Here is an 18,348-nt window from a genome sequence, read left to right as displayed (position 1 = left end):
GCGGGCTCAGGGTTTCGGGACGTCCGTCGGCTCCTGTGCCGTCTCCGCGGGGGTCTCGGCGACGGGCGGCTTCGGGGGACGGTGCCGGTTGTTCACGGTGACCTCGAACATCGTCACCGTGAAGATCATGAGAAGGAGGAGAGCGACCGCCGCGAACATGGCACCCTCCTTCCGGGACGGGCGGGCCTCGCGGACCTTGGGTAAATCACCCTTTATGAATATCCTCCGAGATCGCATATGAATCGGCAACTGATTAACGCGCGGCTCGACAACCAGTATTGAATGTCCTTTACCGAAAAAGGCGCCGGAAGATGGACATACCCCCGCAAATCGCTATTCGGACCACGGTGTCTCAGCGGGTGCGGCGGGACCGCAGGAAGTCGCTGACGACGTACTCGCCGAGGCGGTCGGCGCTCGGGGAGAAGACCCGGCCGCCGTTGCGCCTGGCCACCTCGTCCACGAACTCCTTGAGCCGCTCGTCCGTGGCCAGCATGAACACGTTGATCGTCGCCCGCCGGCGGGTCATCTTGTCGACCTCCGCCAGCGTGAGCTCCAGCGTCTCGCGCGACGGCGGCCACTCGAACCAGTAACGGCCGTCCCGCATGAGGTGGGCGGTCGGCTCGCCGTCGGTGACGACGAGCACCACGGGCTCGAAGTCGGGGTGCCTGTCGAGGTGGCGGCCGGCGATCAGCAGCGCGTGGTGCAGGTTGGTTCCCTGGACCATGTCCCATTCGAGCCCGGCCAGCTCCTCCGCCTGCAGCACGCGGGCGTAGTTCGAGAAGCCGATGATCTGGACGGCGTCACCCGGGAACTTGGACGCGACCAGCGCCTGCAGGGCGAGCGCAGTCTGCTTGGCGGGGGCCCAGGTGCCCCGCAGGGCCATGGAGTACGACAGGTCGACCAGCAGGCACACGGCCGCCGCCGTCCGCCGCTCCGTTTCTGCCACCTCGAAGTCGTCCACCGAGAGCGACACCCGGCCGTCGCCGTTCGCGGGGCCGCCCCGCCGCACGCCGTTGACCAGGGTGCGGACCACGTCGAGGGGCTGCTCGTCGCCGAAGCGCCATGGGCGTGACGACCCGGTGAGCTCGCCGGCGGCTCCCGCGTCTCGCTGGTCGTGGTCGCCGCGGCGTCCGGCGTCCAGCGAGTCGAAGACCCTGCGCAGGGCGGTCTCGCCGAGCCGGCGCACGGCCTTCGGGGTGAGCTCCAGCTTGCCGCGCTGCCGCCGGAGGTATCCCTGCTCCTCCAGCTCGCGCTCGATCTGCTTCAGCGTCTCCAGGTCGTCGACCGCCGACCGGCCGAGGGCGCGGCGGATCGCGGCCTCGTCGATGTCGTCGAGCCGGGCTCCGGGATAGTCCTGGCGGAGCGCCTCCTCCAGCCGGCCGAGGTCGGCGAGCTCTTCCAGGGCGCTGACGGCGTCCCCCATGCCGAGGGGCTGGTCGCCGTTCATCCGCTCGGGAGTGTCCCACGCGAGGTCGGGGCGGCGGGCGTACAGGGCCTCGCCGAGGCGGGACATCTGCTCGCCCAGGCCCGCCTGCTCCAGCGTCTGGTTGATCAGGTTCTGCAGCTCCTCGCGCTGCTCCGGGGTCATGGAGGCGAGCATGCGCTGGGCCGCGGCGGACCTGCGGGCCAGGATGTCGACCAGCTCTTCGAGATTGCGGGGATTCTCCGGAAAGAATTCCCCATGCTTCTGCAGGAATTGGTCGAAGTCATCCTGAGTGTGCTGGCCTCGGGCGTCTTGGTCCAGCATGTCGTTCAGATCCGACATCATCTGCCGGACCCGTTCCATCGCCTCGGGATCGGGATTGGCGAGGGCCTCCCGCATGCCGCGGAACCGGCTGTCGAGGACCTCCCTGCGCAGCAGGTCGCGCAGTTCCTCGAACGTCTGGCGGGCGGCCGGGGAACGCCACTCGTACGAGCTCAGCTGCTGGACCGCGCCGGCGGTGTCGCTCGGCACCGCGTCGAGCTCCGACTCGCGTAGCCGCGCCTCGTCGGAGGGGTCGGGGAACAGCTCGGCCCGCTCCTGGCCGATGGCCTTGTCGAGAAGGGACCGTGCGCGTTCGAGCGTGCCGTCGAGGCTGCCGCGTTCGCGCAGCTCACGGCGGCGCTTGCGCACCTCGCGCAGCAGCTCGTCGAGGCCACGCCGGTTCTCGGCGCCGGGCAGGCCACGCCTGAGCAGATCGCGCAGGGAGTCCATCGGGCTGGTGCCGGAAAGGATCGCGTCGCCCATCTCGTCGAGCGCGGCGCGCACATCGTACGGCGGTGCCAGCGGATCGGGCCCGTCCTGGTACTCGCCGTATCGGTAGCCACTCATCTTTTGTGAGCCTAATCGTCGTGTGTCCGATGTGCGAGGGAACGCCAAGCCCCGCCTCCGCCGCGCGAGGCACGGCCGAAGGCGGCTGACCCGCAAGGGGAGGGCCGCCTTCGGCCTCGGCGGAGCGGGCGCTCAGGTGCGGTAGACGGCGCCTCCGTCGACCTCGTCCTTGGACAGGCGCCGCATGAGATAGAGCCCTTCGAGGGCGAACTCCAGCGCGGCGGCGGCGTGCCCGGGGGACTCGTCGCCCTCGCCCATGCCCACGGCGGACATGATCTTGGACAGGCCGTTGACGGGACCGATCTTGTGGAGCAGCTCGGTGGCCGGCGTCAGCTCCCCGGACTCGATCTGGACGCCCTCGGCGAACTTGTCCAGCAGCGCGGACAGGTCCATGCCGCCCAGGGTGCCCCGGAAGGTCTCCGCGGTGGCCCGGCGCAGCAGGTGGGCGAGCACCTCGACCTCGCGGCCCTCCTCGCTCACCTCGAACTCCACCTTGCCGCGCAGTGTCGGGACGATGCCGGGCAAATCGCACACCCTGGTCACCGGGCGCTCCTCGCCGGTCAGCGCCGCCCGGCGTACGGCCGAGGCGGCGGCCGACTCGGCGGCGGCGATGGCGAAGCGGGCCGAGACGCCGGAACGCGAGTCCACGGCCGTCGACTCGCGGACCAGGCGGGTGAACCTGGCGATGGTCTCCACGAGGTGCTCGGGCAGCTCGGCGCTCAGCCCGGCGGGCTCGCCGGCCACGCCGTCCGGGTCCAGGCCTCGCCAGTTGAGCCAGGCCTCCTGGCGGATCAGGTCGAGCTCGTCCTCAAGGGTCAGCGGATAGTGGGTGCGGATCTCGGCCCCGAACCGGTCCTTCAGCGGGGTGATGATCCGTCCCCGGTTGGTGTAGTCCTCGGGGTTCGCGCTGGCGATGAGCAGGAGATCCAGGGGCAGCCGCAGGTTGTAGCCGCGTACCTGGATGTCGCGCTCCTCCAGCACGTTGAGCAGCGACACCTGGATGCGCTCGGCCAGGTCGGGCAGCTCGTTGACCGAGAAGACGCCCCGGTTGGTGCGGGGCACCAGGCCGTAGTGGACGGTCTCCGGGTCGCCGAGCGTGCGGCCTTCGGCGATCTTGATCGGGTCCACGTCGCCGATCAGGTCGCCGACCGAGGTGTCCGGCGTGGCGAGCTTCTCGCCGTACCGGTCGTCGCGGTGCTTCCAGGCGATCTCCAGGTCCTCACCGCGCTCCGCCGCGAGCTTCACGCAGCGGACGCATACCGGGACGTATGGATGGTCGTTGATCTCGCAGCCGTCGACCACCGGAGTCCACTCGTCGAGCAGGCGGGTGATCGTACGGATGAGCCGGGTCTTGCCCTGGCCGCGCTCGCCCAGTAGCACCAGGTCGTGGCCCGCGAGCAGGGCCCGCTCGAGGTGAGGGAGCACGGTGTCGTCGAATCCGACGATGCCCGGGAATCTCGGCGTGCCTGAGCGTAATCTGTCGAGCAGGTTTTCGCGGATCTCCGCCTTGACCGTGCGATAGGTGTGTCCACTTTCGCGCAGGTCGCGGAGAGTGCGAGCTTGCGGCGTTTCACTTCGCGGTGTGGGCGATTCATGCACGGGAACGAGACTACGTCGCGCGGGGAGGATGCGGCAGCTTATACACATTTCGGATCTTGACCATTGCGTGACGCTATGCGCGCGTCGTTACTCCCGTAGTGGGGAGAATCCGGCCAAGAGGGGCAAATGGCCGACACGACGACTCGCGACGGAACAGAGGAGGCGAGGCGTGTGGCAGTGCTGACGAGCCGGTTCGCGGACGGTCTCGCCGTGGGCTCCGACCTGGTGGTGGCCGCGGAGACCGCCGTTCGCCAAGCCCTCTCCGGACTGTCGGGGCCGCCCGACCTGGTGTGCTTCTTCATCTGCGGCGAGGACCCCGAGGACGTCGCCCGCGCCGGGCTCCGCGCCATGCGCATGGCGCCGGGGGCACAGGTCATCGGGTGCAGCGCCACCGGGGTGATCGGCGACAGCCAGGGCGTCGAGCTGACCTCGGCGGTCAGCGCCTGGGCCGCGAGCCTCGGCGGCGCACGGGTCACGACCTTCGCGCTGGAGACCCTCCGCATGGAGGACCGCTTCGTGATCATCGGCCTGCCGGACCGAGGCGCCGACGACCAGGTGGCGATACTGCTGGCCGATCCGTACAGCTTCCCGACCGACGCCTTCGTGGAGCACTCGGCCGACGTCCTGGGCAACCTCCCGCTGGTGGGCGGGCTGGCCAACGGCATGCGGGGCCAGGGCTCGGTCCGCCTGTTCGCGGGCGGCGAGATGTACACAGAAGGGGCGATCGGCGTGATGCTGAGCGGCCCCCTCAACGTCAGCACCGTCGTCAGCCAGGGCTGCCGTCCCATCGGCCCCACCATGGTCGTCACCCGCTCCGAGGAGAACCTTCTGCTGGAGCTGGCCGGGCAGCCGGCGCTCGCCCGCCTGGAGGACATCGTCAGCGGCCTCGACGAGGAGGATCGGGAGCTGGTCGCCTCGGGCCTGCAGATCGGCATCGCGATGGACGAGTACGCCGAGAGCCACGAGCGAGGTGACTTCCTGATCCGCGGCATCCTCGGCATCGACCCCGAGCGCGAGGCCGTGGCCGTCGGCGACGTGCTCGACATCGGGCAGAGCGTCCGCTTCCAGGTCCGCGACGCCGCCACGGCCGACGAGGATCTGTACGAGGTGCTGGACGCCCACGTCGAGCAGCGCGGCCACATCGACGGCGCGTTGCTGTTCTCCTGCAACGGCAGGGGCTCGGCCATGTTCGGCAGCCCCGACCACGACGTGCTGGCGCTGCACGACACCCTGGGCCCGATCGGCATGGCGGGGTTCTTCGCCGCCGGCGAGGTCGGCCCCGTGGCGGGGCACAACCACGTGCACGGGTTCTCCGCCTCGATCCTCGTCTTCTCCAGCGGCGCGGGCCAGAAAGGCTCCGACGGAGGTCAGAAGGCCGCCCACGGGGTCTGAAACCCCCGCACGGCGATGATGCCCCATCCGCCCCGCATCGGGACGCGTGTGGCATGTGATCCTTGGAGGCGCGGCCGCCTCTCTCGGGCGCCCGCGTTCCTGTGATCGTTCGGGAAGACCTGGGAGGCGTGATCAGTGGCGCGTGACTCGGACGTCGTGGTGGCGGTCGACGTCGGTGGCACCAAGCTGGCCGCCGCGCTGGTCGACCGTGCCGGGGAGATCGTCGTCGCCGACCGCCTGGCCACCCCGCCCGGGGGCGACGCCCCCACGCTGTGGAAGGCCCTGGCCGGGCTGGTCGACTCCGTGCTCGAACGGGAGCCCGAACGTGAGGTGATCGGCGTCGGGGCCGGGTGCGGCGGCCCGATGGCCTGGCCCGAGGGCGTCGTCTCCCCGCTGAACATGCCGGGCTGGCGCGACTTCCCCCTGCGCGAGCGGCTGGCCGGGCGGTTCCCCGGCCTGCCCGCGCGCGTCCACAACGACGCGATCTGCGTGGCCGTGGCCGAGCACTGGCGTGGCGCCGGCCGGGGCAGCGGCGACATGCTCGGCATGGTCGTCTCGACGGGCGTCGGCGGCGGCCTGATCCTCGGCGGCCGGCTGATCGACGGCGGCACGGGCAACGCCGGGCACATCGGCCACGTCGTGGTGGACCCGGACGGCCCCGCGTGCGGGTGCGGGGGACGAGGATGCCTGGAGGCCGTCGCCCGGGGCCCCGGCCTCGCCGCCTGGGCACTCGAACAGGGCTGGATCCCCGGCAAGACCTCCGGCCGCCTCTCCGGTACGAAGGCTGAGGCCCCCACCACGGCCGCGAGGCCCTCCACCACGGGCGCGGAGAACTCTCGGACGGGCGCCCGCCCGGCAGGGACGTACGTCGAGGCCGCCGAGGCGACCGGGCGGCAACTGTCGGCGGACGCCGCCGCCGGGGACGAGATCGCCCTCGGCGCGATGACCCGCGCGGGCAGGGCGCTCGGCATCGCCATCGCGTCGGCCACCCACATGTGCGACCTCGACATCGTGACCATCGGCGGCGGCCTGTCGCAGGCGGGGCCGCTGCTGTTCGAGCCGCTCGAAGAGGCGCTGCGGGCGCACGCCCGAATGGACTTCGCCAAGCGTGTCCGCGTCGTCCCCGCCCACCTGGGTCAGGACGCCGGCCTCATCGGCGCCGCCGCCCTCGTCCTCGCCCCCGACCGCTACTGGACCGCTCTCTGAAGTCGCTGAAATCGCTCACAAGCGCAGCAAGCCCTGATGTAACGCTTTGTGGCTCTTCGTCCAAGCAGGAGGTAAGCACTCGGACGACGAAGGGAGCGAAGCAGGTGCGCCTCAGACAACCGGGGTTGGCGGAGATCGCCGACGATCCCGACGCCTTCGAAGCCTTCTACCGGCGCCACCGGGGAGCTGACGGGTCCCGGCCGAGCGCCGTGTCCATCGCCCGGTAGGGGCATCCCCAGCCGCTGGACTCATGGTGGGCCGGTGAGGGCGAGGGGAGGCGATGAGTGGGAGACTTCGGGCATGGCGCACCCTGAGGTGACCTATGACGACGTGGTCGCCGCCCGTGAACTGCTCAACGACGTGGTCATACGCACGCCGTTGCTGCATTCGCGGGTCCTGTCCGAGCTGATCGGCGGCCCGGTCTACCTCAAGTGCGAGAACCTCCAGCGGGCCGGCTCGTTCAAGGTCAGGGGCGCGTACGTCCGCATCGCCCGGCTGACCGACGAGGAACGTTCCCGGGGGGTGGTCGCGGCGAGCGCCGGCAACCACGCCCAGGGGGTGGCTCTGGCGTCGGGGCTGCTGGGCTGCAAGTCCACGGTGTTCATGCCCCACGGTGCGCCGCTGCCCAAGGTCGAGGCCACCCGCTCGTACGGCGCCGATGTGATCTTCGCGGGCACGACCGTCGACCACGCGCTGGCGGCGGCCAAGGAGCACGCCGAGGAGACCGGGGCCGTCTTCATCCACCCCTTCGACCACCCCGACGTCGTGGCAGGTCAGGGCACCCTCGGGCTGGAGATCCTCGACCAGCTCCCCGAGGTGGGCACGATCACGCTCGCGGTCGGCGGCGGCGGGCTCGCGGCGGGGGTCGCCCTGGCGGTGAAGTCCATGCGGCCGGGCGTCCGCATCGTGGGTGTGCAGGCCGAGCGGGCCGCCGCCTACCCCGCGTCACTCGCCGCCGGGCACCCGGTCGTGGTGGAGCCCGTGCCCACCATGGCCGACGGCATCGCGGTCGGGCGCCCCGGCGACATCACCTTTGAGATGATCCACTACCTGGTGGACAGCGTGGTCACGGTCTCCGAGGAGACGCTGTCGCGGGCGCTGCTGCTCTGCCTGGAGCGCACCAAGATGGTCGTGGAGCCCGCGGGGGTGGCCGGGGTCGCCGCGCTGCTCGACTGGCCGCACGCCTTCGAGCCGCCCGTGGTCGTGGTGCTCTCCGGGGGCAACATCGACCCGCTGTTGCTGTCGAAGGTGCTGCGGCACGGCCTGTCGGTCGCGGGACGCTACCTGGCCTTCCGGATCAGGCTCGCCGACCGCCCGGGAGCGCTCGCCACGCTCCTCAGCCGCCTGGCCGACCTCGGGGCCAACGTGCTCGACGTGGGCCACGAGCGCATGGACCCCCGGCTCCACCTCGACGAGGCGGAGGTGCTGATGCACCTGGAGACCAAGGGGCCCGTCCACTGCGAGGAGGTCCTCACCGGCCTCCGCCGCTACGGCTACAAGCTCATCTTCAGCTGAGCACCGGGCGCTGCGGCTTGTACAGCCAGGCGTCGAACAGGTCGCCCAGCTGCTTGCCGGAGAGCTTCTCGGCGAGCTGGACGAACTCGCCGGTGGTGGCGCCGCCGTACTTGTGCTGGTCGGTCCAGGTGCGCAGGAGCTTGAAGAACGTGTCGTCCCCGATGCGCTTGCGCAGGACGTGCAGCGTCATGGCGCCCCGGAGGTAGACCGAGTTGTTGAACAGGTCTTGCCGCTGGGCCACGCCGGGTGGGTACTTCCAGATGGGGGCGGTCTTGGCGGAGTAGTAGTCCTGGAAGGTCTTCTCGGCGCTGAGGCCGCCGTTGTGCTCGGTCCAGAGCCACTCGGCGTACGTCGCGAAGCCCTCGTTGAGCCACAGGTCCTTCCACCGGGTGATGCTCACGCTGTCGCCGAACCACTGGTGGGCGAGCTCGTGGGCGATGATGCTCTCGTCCGGTTCGAACCCTCCGTACATCGGCTTGGTCTGGTTCTCCAGGGCGTAACCGGTGGAGAAGTCGTCGATCACGCCGCCCGTGGAGGAGAAGGGGTACGGCCCGAAGACCTTCGACCAGTAGTCGGTCACCTTGGCGGAGGTGGAGTACAGGAAGTCGAGGTCGTGCCGGAACGCCGGGTCGGTCGCCGCGTACACCGGGATGCCATCGGGGGACTTGCCGGTCTTGACGTCGAACTTGCCGAGCGTGATCGTCGCGAGGTAGGTCGCCATCGGGTGGCCCTCGCGCCAGGCGAAGGTCGAGACGCCGCCGGAGGTCACCGGGTCGCCGCGCAGCTCGCCGTTCGCGATCACGGTGGTGCCGGCCGGGACCGTGATGTCGAAGTCGTACGTCGCCTTGTCGGACGGGTGGTCGTTGCACGGGAACCAGGTCTTGGCGCCGTTGGGCTCGCTGGTGACGAACGCCCCGTCCTTGGTGGGGATGAAGCCGTAGGTGCCGAGGTTCGAGGAGTTGCGGACGGGGTCCGGCTTGCCGGCGTAGTCGACGGCGACGTCGAACTCCGCGCCCTTGGCGATCACCGCGGCGGGGCTGATCGTGAGCTCGTCGCCTTCCCTGACGAACTTCGCGGGCTTGCCGTCGACGCTCACCGTTCGCACGGTGAACCCGTGCAGGTCGAGGTCGAACCGGGAAAGGTTCTGGACGGCCTTCGCCTTGACGCTCGCCGTGCCCGAGAGGTGCTTGGTAGGGGGGTCGTAGGCCAGCTTCAGCGCGTAGTGGCCGACGTCGTACCCCCCGTTGCCGTCAAGGGGGAAGTCGGGATCGCCGATGCCCGCCGCGCCGGGCGTGCCGGAGTCGGACTCGGCGTGCTGCGCGTTGCCGGCATCGGGCGCCGGGCTCTGCGTCGTCGCCCCGCTCGACGCGGTACAGGCGTTCAGTCCGAGGACGGTCGCGGACAGCATGGCGGCGGTCAGCCGCTTGGGCACCTTCAGCTGCATGTCGTGCAGCCTACGGGAGAAAGACCAGGTCATCAGGCATCTACGACAATGGTCGAGGCGGCTTTGTCATGCAAAGCCTGCTTCTTTCCGTCAAACAGGATCCACGCCACGTCGGCCAGACCCAGGCAACAGACCACGCTGAAGATCCCGTACACGGCCTCGCGGACCGCCGCCTGCCCCGGCGAGACGGGCTCCTGGGTGGGGTCCCGCACGACCCGAAGCCCGAACAGCTTCTTGCCCACGGTCTGGCCGCGCCAGAACGCCGTCAGCAGCCAGTAGTAAAGAAACCAGACGATCGCGACGGCGATGCCGTTGCTCGCACGGACCACCTCGTAGGCCCCGTCCGGCATCCGCTCGGCCACCGTGGAGGAGAACGGGGAGGTGATCAGTCCCACGATCAGAATGTCGAGGATGCCGGCGAACAGGCGCCTCCACCGGCCCGCGAGGGGCGCGGGTCCTGGTGATCCCATGCGTATGTGATCACCAGGATGTCCTCACCGCAAACAAGCGATCACAGGTTGCCGCGCCGGTCCTGCTCCCGCTCGATCGCCTCGAACAGGGCCTTGAAGTTGCCCTTGCCGAAGCCGAGCGAGCCGTGGCGCTCGATGAACTCGAAGAACACCGTCGGGCGGTCCTGCACGGGCTTGGTGAAGATCTGCAGCAGGTAGCCGTCCTCGTCGCGGTCCACGAGGATGTGCTGCCGCTTGAGCTCCTCGATGGGGGCGCGCACCTCGCCGATCCTCGCGCGCAGCGCCGGGTCGTCGTAGTACGAGTCGGGCGTGTCGAGGAACTCGACCCCGGCCGCGCGCATCTGCTCGACGGTCCTGATGATGTCGTTCGTGGCCAGCGCGATGTGCTGGACGCCGGGACCGCCGTAGAACTCCAGGTACTCGTCGATCTGCGACTTCTTGCGGCTGATCGCCGGCTCGTTGAGCGGGAACTTCACCTTGCGCGTGCCGTTCGCGACGACCTTGGACATGAGCGCGGAGTACTCGGTGGCGATGTCGTCGCCGATGAACTCCGCCATGTTGGTGAAGCCCATGACCCGCTTGTAGAACTCCACCCACTCGTCCATCTTGCCGAGCTCCACGTTGCCCACGCAGTGGTCCACGGCCTGGAAGTACCTCTTGGCCGGGGGCTCGACCAGCGGCGCCGCCGGCACGTAGCCGGGCAGGTAGGTGCCGCTGTAGTTCGACCTGTCGACGAGCGTGTGCCGCGTCTCGCCGTAGGCGGCGATGGCCGCCACGACGACCTTGCCCTGCTCGTCCTCGATCGTGTACGGCTCCGCCAGCCCGCGGGCGCCCGCGGCGATGGCGTGCGCGTAGGCGCCTTCCACGTCCGGGATGTCGAGGGCGAGGTCGATCACGCCGTCGCCGTGCTCGGCCACGTGGCGGGCGATCTCGGTGCCGGGCCGCACCGAGCCGCGCAGCTCGAAACGCGCGCTTCCGGAGGTCAGCACGTAGGCCACCTCGTCCCGGCTACCCGTCTCAGGCCCCTTGTACGCGACCAGGCGCATCCCGAAGGCCGAGGAGTAGTAGTGCGCCGCCTGCTTGGCGTTGCCTACCGCGAAGACCACCGAATCCATGCCGTGTACGGGAAATACATCGCTCATGAGGTCACTCTCAGACGAGGTGGCCTATATGTGCAAGTGTTACCCAAACAGGTAGGCAGATTGACTAGCGATCCTGCCGGACCAGGGGTAATCCTGTACAGCATGACGATTGACGAGCTGGACGTACGGCTCATCTCTCTCCTCGCCGCCGAGCCGCGCGTGGGCGTCCTGGAGGCGTCCCGGAGGCTGAGCGTGGCGCGGGGCACGATCCAGGCGAGGCTCGACCGGCTCGTGGAGAGCGGTGTGATCACCGGGTTCGGGCCCGACGTCGACCCGGCCGCCCTGGGGTACCAGGTGACCGCGTTCGTCACCCTGCAGATCCGGCAGGTCAGCGGCCACGAGCCGGTCGCGAGCCTGCTCGCGTCCATCCCGGAAGTGCTGGAGGTCCACACGATCACCGGTGGCGGTGACATGCTGTGCCGGGTGGTCGCGCGGAGCAACGCCGACCTTCAACGCGTCATCGACCTGATCGTGGAAGTCGAAGGGGTGGTGCGCACGTCCTCGGTGATCGCGCTGGACACACCGGTCGCCTACCGGGTGCTGCCCCTCGTGGCCGGCACTCCGCGTCACCGCGAGCGCTAGAGCCCGTATGCGGTTTCGTGCGAAGACGTGGCAATAAGCAGGTCTGTCCCGTACGCATAGCGGGAACCCGCGAGCATGTCCCATACGCGGACCTGGAAATCTGCGAGCCTGTGCAATGCGGAGATCGTGGGGCCACTAGATGAGCGGAGCACCGGTCTCTATCATCTAGTGTGGACGATCCGTCCAGCTTACGGGGGTTTGCTGGGCTGTAGATCGGGGGTTGGGCCGTGCGGGACGAAGAGAAGAAGCGCCGGTCGAGGCGTCGTCTTCTCCGCCGATTCCTCATCGCCGGTGGCATCGTCGTTCTCGGCATCGCCGCGATGGTGGCCGTGGTGTGGGTTCTGACGCCGATCCCCGACACCACCCAGAAGGACGCGACCGCGCAGGGCTCGCTCATCTACTACCGCGACGGCAAGACGGTGCTCGCCCGGCAGGGCGTGAACCGCAAGAACGTCCCGCTCGAAAAAGTGCCCAAGGTAGTGCGTGATGCGGTCATTTCCGTCGAGAACCGTACTTTCTACCAGGACCAGGGCGTGTCTTTGCAGGGCACCGCTCGCGCCATGTGGTCGACCGTGACCGGCAACCAGGTGCAGGGCGGTTCGACGATCACCCAGCAACTGGTGCGCAACTACTACAGCGGGCTCAGCCAGGAGCGGTCGGCGACGCGTAAGTTCAAAGAGATCATGATCTCGCTGAAGGTGGATCGCTCCAAGTCCAAGTCCTGGGTGCTGGAGCAGTACCTCAACACCATCTACTTCGGCCGGGGCGCCCACGGCATCCAGGCCGCCGCGCAGGCCTACTTCGGCAAGGACGTCAGCAAGCTGACCCCGTCGCAGGGCGCCTACCTCGCGGCCGTGATCCAGCAGCCGTCGCGCTTCGCCGCGCCCAAGGGCGCCGACCTGGACGCCGCCAGGGCCCGCTGGCAGGCCGTGGTCGACGCCATGGTGCAGACGCGCTCGCTCGACCCGTCCGAGGCCGCGACGCTGACCTTCCCCAAGCTCGCCAAGCTCAAGAACCCGCTCTCGCTCAACGGCCAGAAGGGCTACATCCTCGCCCAGGTACGGGCGGAGCTGAACCGCCGGGGCCTGTCCGACGAAGACATCCAGCAGGGTGGCCTCAAGATCACGACGACGTTCGACAAGGGGCTCATGGCCACCGCCGAGCGCGCCGTCGAGGAGACCCTGCCCTCGGACACCTCAGGCAAGGTGCGCACCGGCCTCGCCGCCGTCGACCCGAGCACCGGTGAGGTCGTCGCCTTCTACGGCGGCAAGGACTACACGGAGAACCAATACGACAACGCGTTCTCGGCGAAGGTCCAGGCCGGGTCCACGTTCAAGCCGTACACGCTGGCCGCCGCGCTGGAGAACGGGTTCGACCTGAACACGCGGGTCAACGGCAACTCGCCGATACGGGTCGCCTCGGCGAAGGACCCGATCCCCAACTCCGGCGGCACCTCGTACGGCGCGTCCATCGACCTGGTGGAGGCGACGCGCAACTCGGTCAACACCGCCTTCGTCGACCTTGCGCAGAAGGTCGGGCTCAAGAAGGTCGCCAAGGCGGCCGAGGCGGCGGGCATCCCGGCCGACCAGATCGCCAAGCAGAAGGACTACCCGACCTTCCCGCTCGGCACCGCGTCGGTCAGCGCCGTCCAGCAGGCCTCAGGATTCGCCACCTTCGCCGCCGACGGCATCCACAGGGAAGCGCACGTCATCCGCTCGGTCACCGACGCCAAGGGCCACACCAGCAAGTTCACCGCGACCGGCGTCCGCGCGTTCAGCGAGCAGACGGCCGCGGACGCGACGTACGCCATGCAGCAGGTGGTGGAGGGCGGCACCGGCACGGCCGCCCGGTTGTACGACCGCCCCGTGGCCGGCAAGACCGGCACCAGCGACTCCTCCAGCTCGGTGTGGTTCGTCGGGTACACCCCGCAGCTCTCGACCGCCGTGAACATGTTCCGCGACGACAACAAGACCGTGAGCGTCCCCGGGTACGGCGCGCTGTTCGGCGGCTCGCTGCCCGCGCAGGTCTGGCGCGCGTTCATGTCCGAGGCGATGTCGGGCAGGCCGGTCAAGGACTTCCCCGGCTCCACGTCGTACGACCCGTACTACAACGACTGGAACGGCGGCTTCAACGGCTGGGGTGACACCGGCAACAGGAACGGCTGGGGCGACAGGAACGACGGGACCCGCCAGGGTGACCCGCCTCCCGCGAGCCCGAACCCACGGCCGACCGACACCCCGTCCGCGCCGAACCCCGACCCCACCGGCAACCCCGACCCGAACCCCAACCCCAACGACCAACCCGACGGCACAGCCCCGCCACCCCCCGACACCCAACCCCTCGAACCCCCACCCCCACCCGGCTGACGCGAACCCACATCGTCGTCCCTCTCCATCGCTCTGCTGCTTCCTCGATCCTTGCGAGTGATTCGCCCGGACGATGTGCCTCTGTACGTAGTCCGTCATACCGGTCGGAGATCAGCTTAACGAGATCATTTTCCGCTGACACTTCACCTTTGCCGGCGCGCGCTGCGCACCCTGGGAGAAAACTCTGGACAGTCTCTCTGGCACATAGCAATTACGGTCGTGGCCCAATGGTAGCTGCATACGTTTCAGTCGCGGCCAAGCGGACTTATACCCCAAGAGGGCGGATAACCGTCGATGGTCTCTAGGAGCAGGCATAGCGGACGGCGAACCAAATGAACGAACTGGTGATTACTGCGCCCCGGCAGCAGTGAAGGTTTCTTGCCTCCACTCGAATCAGCAGCACCTCACGGCGCACGTGGATTCAGGCTGAGTCAGGTATTCGACTCATCGATGGAGCATGTGGAAGCGCGTTCGATCAGGATGGGCGGAAGCGCCAGGCGCACATTTGATGGCCCTTCTCCATCGATCTGGGCAAGCAACGCATCTACTCCCGCCACTCCGAGCTCCCAGAGGGGCATACGTATCGTGGTCAGCGGCACCGCGAGAAACTCGACGAGCGGGTCGTCGTCGCAGCACACCAGGGACATGTCCTCGGGCACACGCACTCCCGCCCTGGTGAGTGCCGCCAGGCCGCCGATGGCTTGATTAATGTTTGACACGAACACGCCGGTGGGGCGGTTCTTCTTCGCGAGGAGTTTTTTCATCGCATCGAAGGCGGCGCCTTCTTCGTACTCCGATCGCGTGGTTTCAACCGTAGTAACCCCCGCGGCCTTGATCGCCGTCATGAACCCGCGCGTGCGGCGACGCGCGGTGTCAAGTTTGTTCGGACCGGCCAAGTGGCCAAGTCGTCGGTGGCCGAGCTCTAACAGATGGTGTGCCGCGAGACGACCTGGCGCTTCCTCATCCATAACGACATTGCGGCCGCTTCTAGGGTGCGGGCGATTGACGAAGACGTGTGCGAGGTTTCTCTCTACCAGACGGGAGAGGAGCCCCTGGTCAAATTGTCCAGATGCAATCAGAAGGCCGTCGATTCGGCCAAACTCGACGAGCCGTTCGTATGCTTCTTGAGACTCGGACTGTCCCGTATCCTCAGCCAGCAGCACGACGACATTCCGTTCGAATGCGCGATGGAACGCGCCGCGAATTAATTCTGAGAAGGCCGGGTTTCGTAACGATGGCACGAGCAACCCGACGGCTCCAGTTGATGACAGTTTCAGGCCGCGCGCCAGCTGGTTCGGACGGTATTGCAGCTTCTCGGCCGCTTGGATGATTCTTCGTTGCGTGGAGAGGGGAACGCGCCCAAGCTCTCCGTTGAGCACCCTCGACGCCGTGGAAACGTGCACTCCAGCGACTTCTGCCACGTCTCGCAGGCGCGCAGGCGCGTTTCCGCTCACATCCACTCCTCTTAGACCATCTGCTGCATCACCCCGGACGAGCAGCGCCGGACGCCACAGGTTCCTGGCAAGCCGCCGCTCCACCTCATTCTTCCGCATGTTGCGGCAGAGATTCGAGCTTGCGACGCTCGGCGTCGCCGAAATCTTGCCATTGACCCTTTTCCAACCTGACGTCGCAGGTCACGGGTGCGTTGCAGATCGCCGGTCTGGATCCACATAAAAGTGAAGCCCCTGGTCGATGGGTTATCGACCTAGTACCAGGAGCTCCGGGTGCTGTTCTGTCGCGCTGCGCTGCCGTTGTCACGCCGGACCGTGACCTACCTGGCCGGAGTGATCCGCCGCCACCAGAATGCGATTTGGCTCCCGATCGCACAAGCTCAATCCCGGCCAATCGGCCATGCTGGTGCTAGTCCATCTGCGTAAGGGCGAGACGGTCCACCGGGGTCGCCGGCCGGGTTTGGCGTCGGCATCGCCAACGCTTGGCGGAATGACCGAAACCGTCACCCGCTTGCCAAGCGTTCACCCAAGCTGGACGAGGCCTTTGTCGCGCGCTCCGGGCGCGTCAGCATTTGAGGTCATGACTGGCCTCGATGAGTCATGCTTCGGCTGTCTCTGCCGTTGCGGTGTCGTCCGGTCCGGTGGCGAGAAATCTGTTCAACACGTTCGCCGTGATCGTCACGACACCCTTGTCGAGGTGACGCTCTGAGAGGCTTCCGGTCCATGCGATCGAGCCGACCGAAAACACGGCGCCGCCACTGGGCAGCTCGGCGAAGGTCACATCCGCATGGACTTCCGGATCCGTCTCCCCACCACCGAGACCCGGCAGTGTCATGGTCAACTCCTCGATGGAACGCTGGTACTGGTCGCTGTGGCCGAATGACGTCGCGAGAACCACCGTCTGAGGTGGCGCACCGAGCGTGGCGTCGAACCGGTCGATCTCGTCGCCGGCGGCGCCGCCGCGGACGGCGCCGACTGTGCCGAAGACCTCCCCGTCAACGCCGTCGAAGATCCAGCTGGTGGCCGGCTCGTAGCTCTGCTGCGTACGTCGGTAGGGAGACGACTTGTCCCATCCCTGAGCGCAGAACCCGACGCCTACCAGGGACTGAGGCGCCTGGCCACGGTGCCGCCAGAGTCCGCCAGGTCGCCCTGTACTGATGAGCACACCCTCGCCGGGAGCGGAGTCCCATGCTCGCACGCCCGCATTGCCCCGCCGAAGCTCGGTGATCAATGGGTCGTTCGAGTACACGCCCGTCACGTGATAGAAGCCATTGCCCCCGAGGTACATGAGCTTGCCGCCTTGGTCGAGATAACCACGGATCCCGTCAAGCATCTCCTGTGAGACGTACTCCGGGTGCGCCCCCGTGATCACGACGCGGTACTGCGACAGCATTTCCGACCCGCGCTGGTGAACTTCGAGGTCCGTTACGAGGTCGAACGAATATCCGTTATCGCGTAGCCACCGCAGGAGGTAAAGCTCTCCGGAATAACCACGTGCGGACTCGGTCAGCCACATCTCGTAGTCGGTCCGCATGGTCAGAATCGCTCGAGCGGCCGAACTGAAGAACACGCCGGATCCATCGGCGTGGGTATCGTACTGCGAACGACCGTACTCCGGATGGCCCGTGCGCAGCGGATCGCGGTCGTCGAGGGTGATGTCGGGCCGCAGTCCCGACACGTCGCCCTCGAACATGTGCTCATTCGCATAGGCGAGGTAGGTGAACACCGGCATGATCACCAGAATCGGCGCTGGCGGCTGAACAGGTACGACGGTGATCGGAATGACATCCGTGCTCTCGCCGTGACGCAGCCGGACCCCATACAGATTCGAGGCGAGTTGCGCAGGGAGCGTGGCGTCGAAGAGCGGCCGCCAGCCGACGTCCATCAGATCGTCGACGTGGAAGTGGGCGGCGGCGTACTCGTCTGGGGCCAGTTCGAAGTGGGTAACGTTCCCAGTCCACCTGACGCCGGTAACCCCTCGCGCAGGCAGGTTGACCGCAAGCGCCTCTGGGCTCCCCGCGAGTCCGGCCATGACGCTGTCGTTGCCCACGACGCCAAGTCCGAGCTGCCAGGCGCCGATGACCTCGGTGGGGTGCCGCAGCGGCATGCCGGTGTCTCCGGCGGCGCACTCGGCGATCTCTTGGTCGGATAGGACGCGGCGGATGAGGAACGGCGCCTCGATCTTTCCGTTGAATGTGTCACGCGCGCGCCCGCGCGGACCCGCACCGCTCGTTTCAACGAAGTCGATCTCACTCGCGGCGATAGCGAGACGGCGGGGGACGGCAAGGCTCCGTAGGCCTGGCTCTGCCGCGTTCGCCACCTCAACGGGTGCCGACCAGGAGTCGGCCTCCGACACCGACAATCTGGCGCTGTCACCCTGCACCTGCACCGCGACGAAGTACCAGGTCGCCCGTCGGACCGGAGTGTCCGCCGCACGGAGCTGGATGTCGAGCTCCTCGCCGTCGCGGGCGGTGAAGGTAAAGACCCCGTCGTCGATGGCCAGCCCCATCCCGGCGCCGTCTTCCCACCATCCCAAGATCGCCTGCGTGGTGCGGGACTCTGGACTTGTCGGGAAAACCCAGGCACCCCAGGTGAAGGCGCTCGGAAGTACGCCGTCGCCTACGCGGTCCGCCACCGCGAACGAACCGACGCAGTGCTTAGCCGGCGAGCACGTGTAGCTGCCGGCTGCATCCCATGGCACGCCGGCCCAGCCCTGCGATGTCAGTTCAACCAGGTCGACCTGAACAATCGCGTCGCCGGCAGGGCCGCCGGCCATCACCGTCATCCGATCACCTGGTGCGTACGACAACTTGTCCGTGTAGCCGAATACGCCGTCAATTGCCATTACTGACCTCGTCGCCTCTCTCTTC

Annotated in this window: 13 protein-coding genes; 5 read left to right on the top strand and 8 right to left on the bottom strand. The window is 68.0% G+C overall.

The window, feature by feature from the left end:
- Positions 1-6: 6 nt before the first annotated feature.
- The 3 genes from AB0O34_RS05375 to AB0O34_RS05365 form a co-directional block, all read right to left on the bottom strand.
- Positions 7-159 carry a hypothetical protein gene (locus AB0O34_RS05375; protein WP_363912883.1) on the bottom strand — a complete coding sequence of 51 codons (153 nt, stop codon included), beginning with the start codon at positions 157-159 and terminating at the stop codon, positions 7-9.
- Between the two features lie 193 nt (positions 160-352).
- Positions 353-2,311, bottom strand: coding sequence for a hypothetical protein (locus AB0O34_RS05370; RefSeq protein WP_363912881.1), 1,959 nt, complete (start codon positions 2,309-2,311; stop codon positions 353-355).
- 132 nt (positions 2,312-2,443) lie between these two features.
- Entirely contained in the window at positions 2,444-3,736 is a 1,293-nt protein-coding gene (locus AB0O34_RS05365; protein ID WP_363912879.1) for a sigma 54-interacting transcriptional regulator, read from the bottom strand.
- A gap of 345 nt (positions 3,737-4,081) precedes the next feature.
- On the opposite strand from AB0O34_RS05365, the gene AB0O34_RS05360 reads away from it, so the two are divergent.
- The 3 genes from AB0O34_RS05360 (at position 4,082) to ilvA (ending at position 8,023) form a co-directional block, all read left to right on the top strand.
- A complete protein-coding gene (locus AB0O34_RS05360) occupies positions 4,082-5,302 on the top strand; it encodes an FIST N-terminal domain-containing protein (RefSeq protein ID WP_363912877.1) in 1,221 nt (406 codons plus the stop codon).
- 135 nt (positions 5,303-5,437) lie between these two features.
- The gene (locus tag AB0O34_RS05355) at positions 5,438-6,508 is read left to right on the top strand and encodes an ROK family protein (protein WP_363912875.1); all 1,071 of its coding nucleotides are present in this window, start codon (positions 5,438-5,440) and stop codon (positions 6,506-6,508) included.
- 300 nt (positions 6,509-6,808) lie between these two features.
- Positions 6,809-8,023 carry a threonine ammonia-lyase gene (gene ilvA / locus AB0O34_RS05350; RefSeq protein WP_363912873.1) on the top strand — a complete coding sequence of 405 codons (1,215 nt, stop codon included), beginning with the start codon at positions 6,809-6,811 and terminating at the stop codon, positions 8,021-8,023.
- On the opposite strand, the gene AB0O34_RS05345 is transcribed toward ilvA, so the two are convergent.
- The 3 genes from AB0O34_RS05345 to hppD are packed head-to-tail and all read right to left on the bottom strand — an operon-like array spanning position 8,016 to position 11,079.
- The gene (locus AB0O34_RS05345; RefSeq protein ID WP_363912871.1) at positions 8,016-9,467 is read right to left on the bottom strand and encodes a M1 family metallopeptidase; all 1,452 of its coding nucleotides are present in this window, start codon (positions 9,465-9,467) and stop codon (positions 8,016-8,018) included. The genes ilvA and AB0O34_RS05345 overlap by 8 nt on opposite strands.
- 32 nt (positions 9,468-9,499) lie before the next feature.
- On the bottom strand, positions 9,500-9,937 hold the full coding sequence (locus AB0O34_RS05340) for an RDD family protein (protein ID WP_363912869.1): 438 nt from the start codon (positions 9,935-9,937) through the stop codon (positions 9,500-9,502).
- 41 nt (positions 9,938-9,978) lie between these two features.
- A complete protein-coding gene (hppD, locus tag AB0O34_RS05335) occupies positions 9,979-11,079 on the bottom strand; it encodes a 4-hydroxyphenylpyruvate dioxygenase (RefSeq protein WP_363912867.1) in 1,101 nt (366 codons plus the stop codon).
- A gap of 102 nt (positions 11,080-11,181) precedes the next feature.
- On the opposite strand from hppD, the gene AB0O34_RS05330 reads away from it, so the two are divergent.
- Both AB0O34_RS05330 and AB0O34_RS05325 read left to right on the top strand, forming a co-directional pair.
- A complete protein-coding gene (locus AB0O34_RS05330) occupies positions 11,182-11,661 on the top strand; it encodes an Lrp/AsnC family transcriptional regulator (protein WP_363912865.1) in 480 nt (159 codons plus the stop codon).
- A 227-nt stretch (positions 11,662-11,888) separates the two neighbouring features.
- A complete protein-coding gene (locus tag AB0O34_RS05325) occupies positions 11,889-14,027 on the top strand; it encodes a transglycosylase domain-containing protein (protein WP_363912863.1) in 2,139 nt (712 codons plus the stop codon).
- A gap of 431 nt (positions 14,028-14,458) precedes the next feature.
- Here the strand turns inward: AB0O34_RS05325 and AB0O34_RS05320 are convergent, their stop codons facing one another.
- Together AB0O34_RS05320 and AB0O34_RS05315 are read right to left on the bottom strand one after the other, a co-directional pair.
- The gene (locus tag AB0O34_RS05320; protein ID WP_363912861.1) at positions 14,459-15,580 is read right to left on the bottom strand and encodes a LacI family DNA-binding transcriptional regulator; all 1,122 of its coding nucleotides are present in this window, start codon (positions 15,578-15,580) and stop codon (positions 14,459-14,461) included.
- Between the two features lie 496 nt (positions 15,581-16,076).
- Complete coding sequence (locus AB0O34_RS05315; protein ID WP_363912859.1) at positions 16,077-18,323, bottom strand: N,N-dimethylformamidase beta subunit family domain-containing protein; 2,247 nt, start codon at positions 18,321-18,323, stop codon at positions 16,077-16,079.
- Positions 18,324-18,348: the final 25 nt, after the last annotated feature.

It is taken from the genome of Sphaerisporangium sp. NPDC088356 (assembly GCF_040685555.1).
Classification (GTDB): domain Bacteria; phylum Actinomycetota; class Actinomycetes; order Streptosporangiales; family Streptosporangiaceae; genus Sphaerisporangium.
Note: the sequence above shows the minus strand (reverse complement) of the source record. Positions and strands in the feature narration are given on the sequence as shown.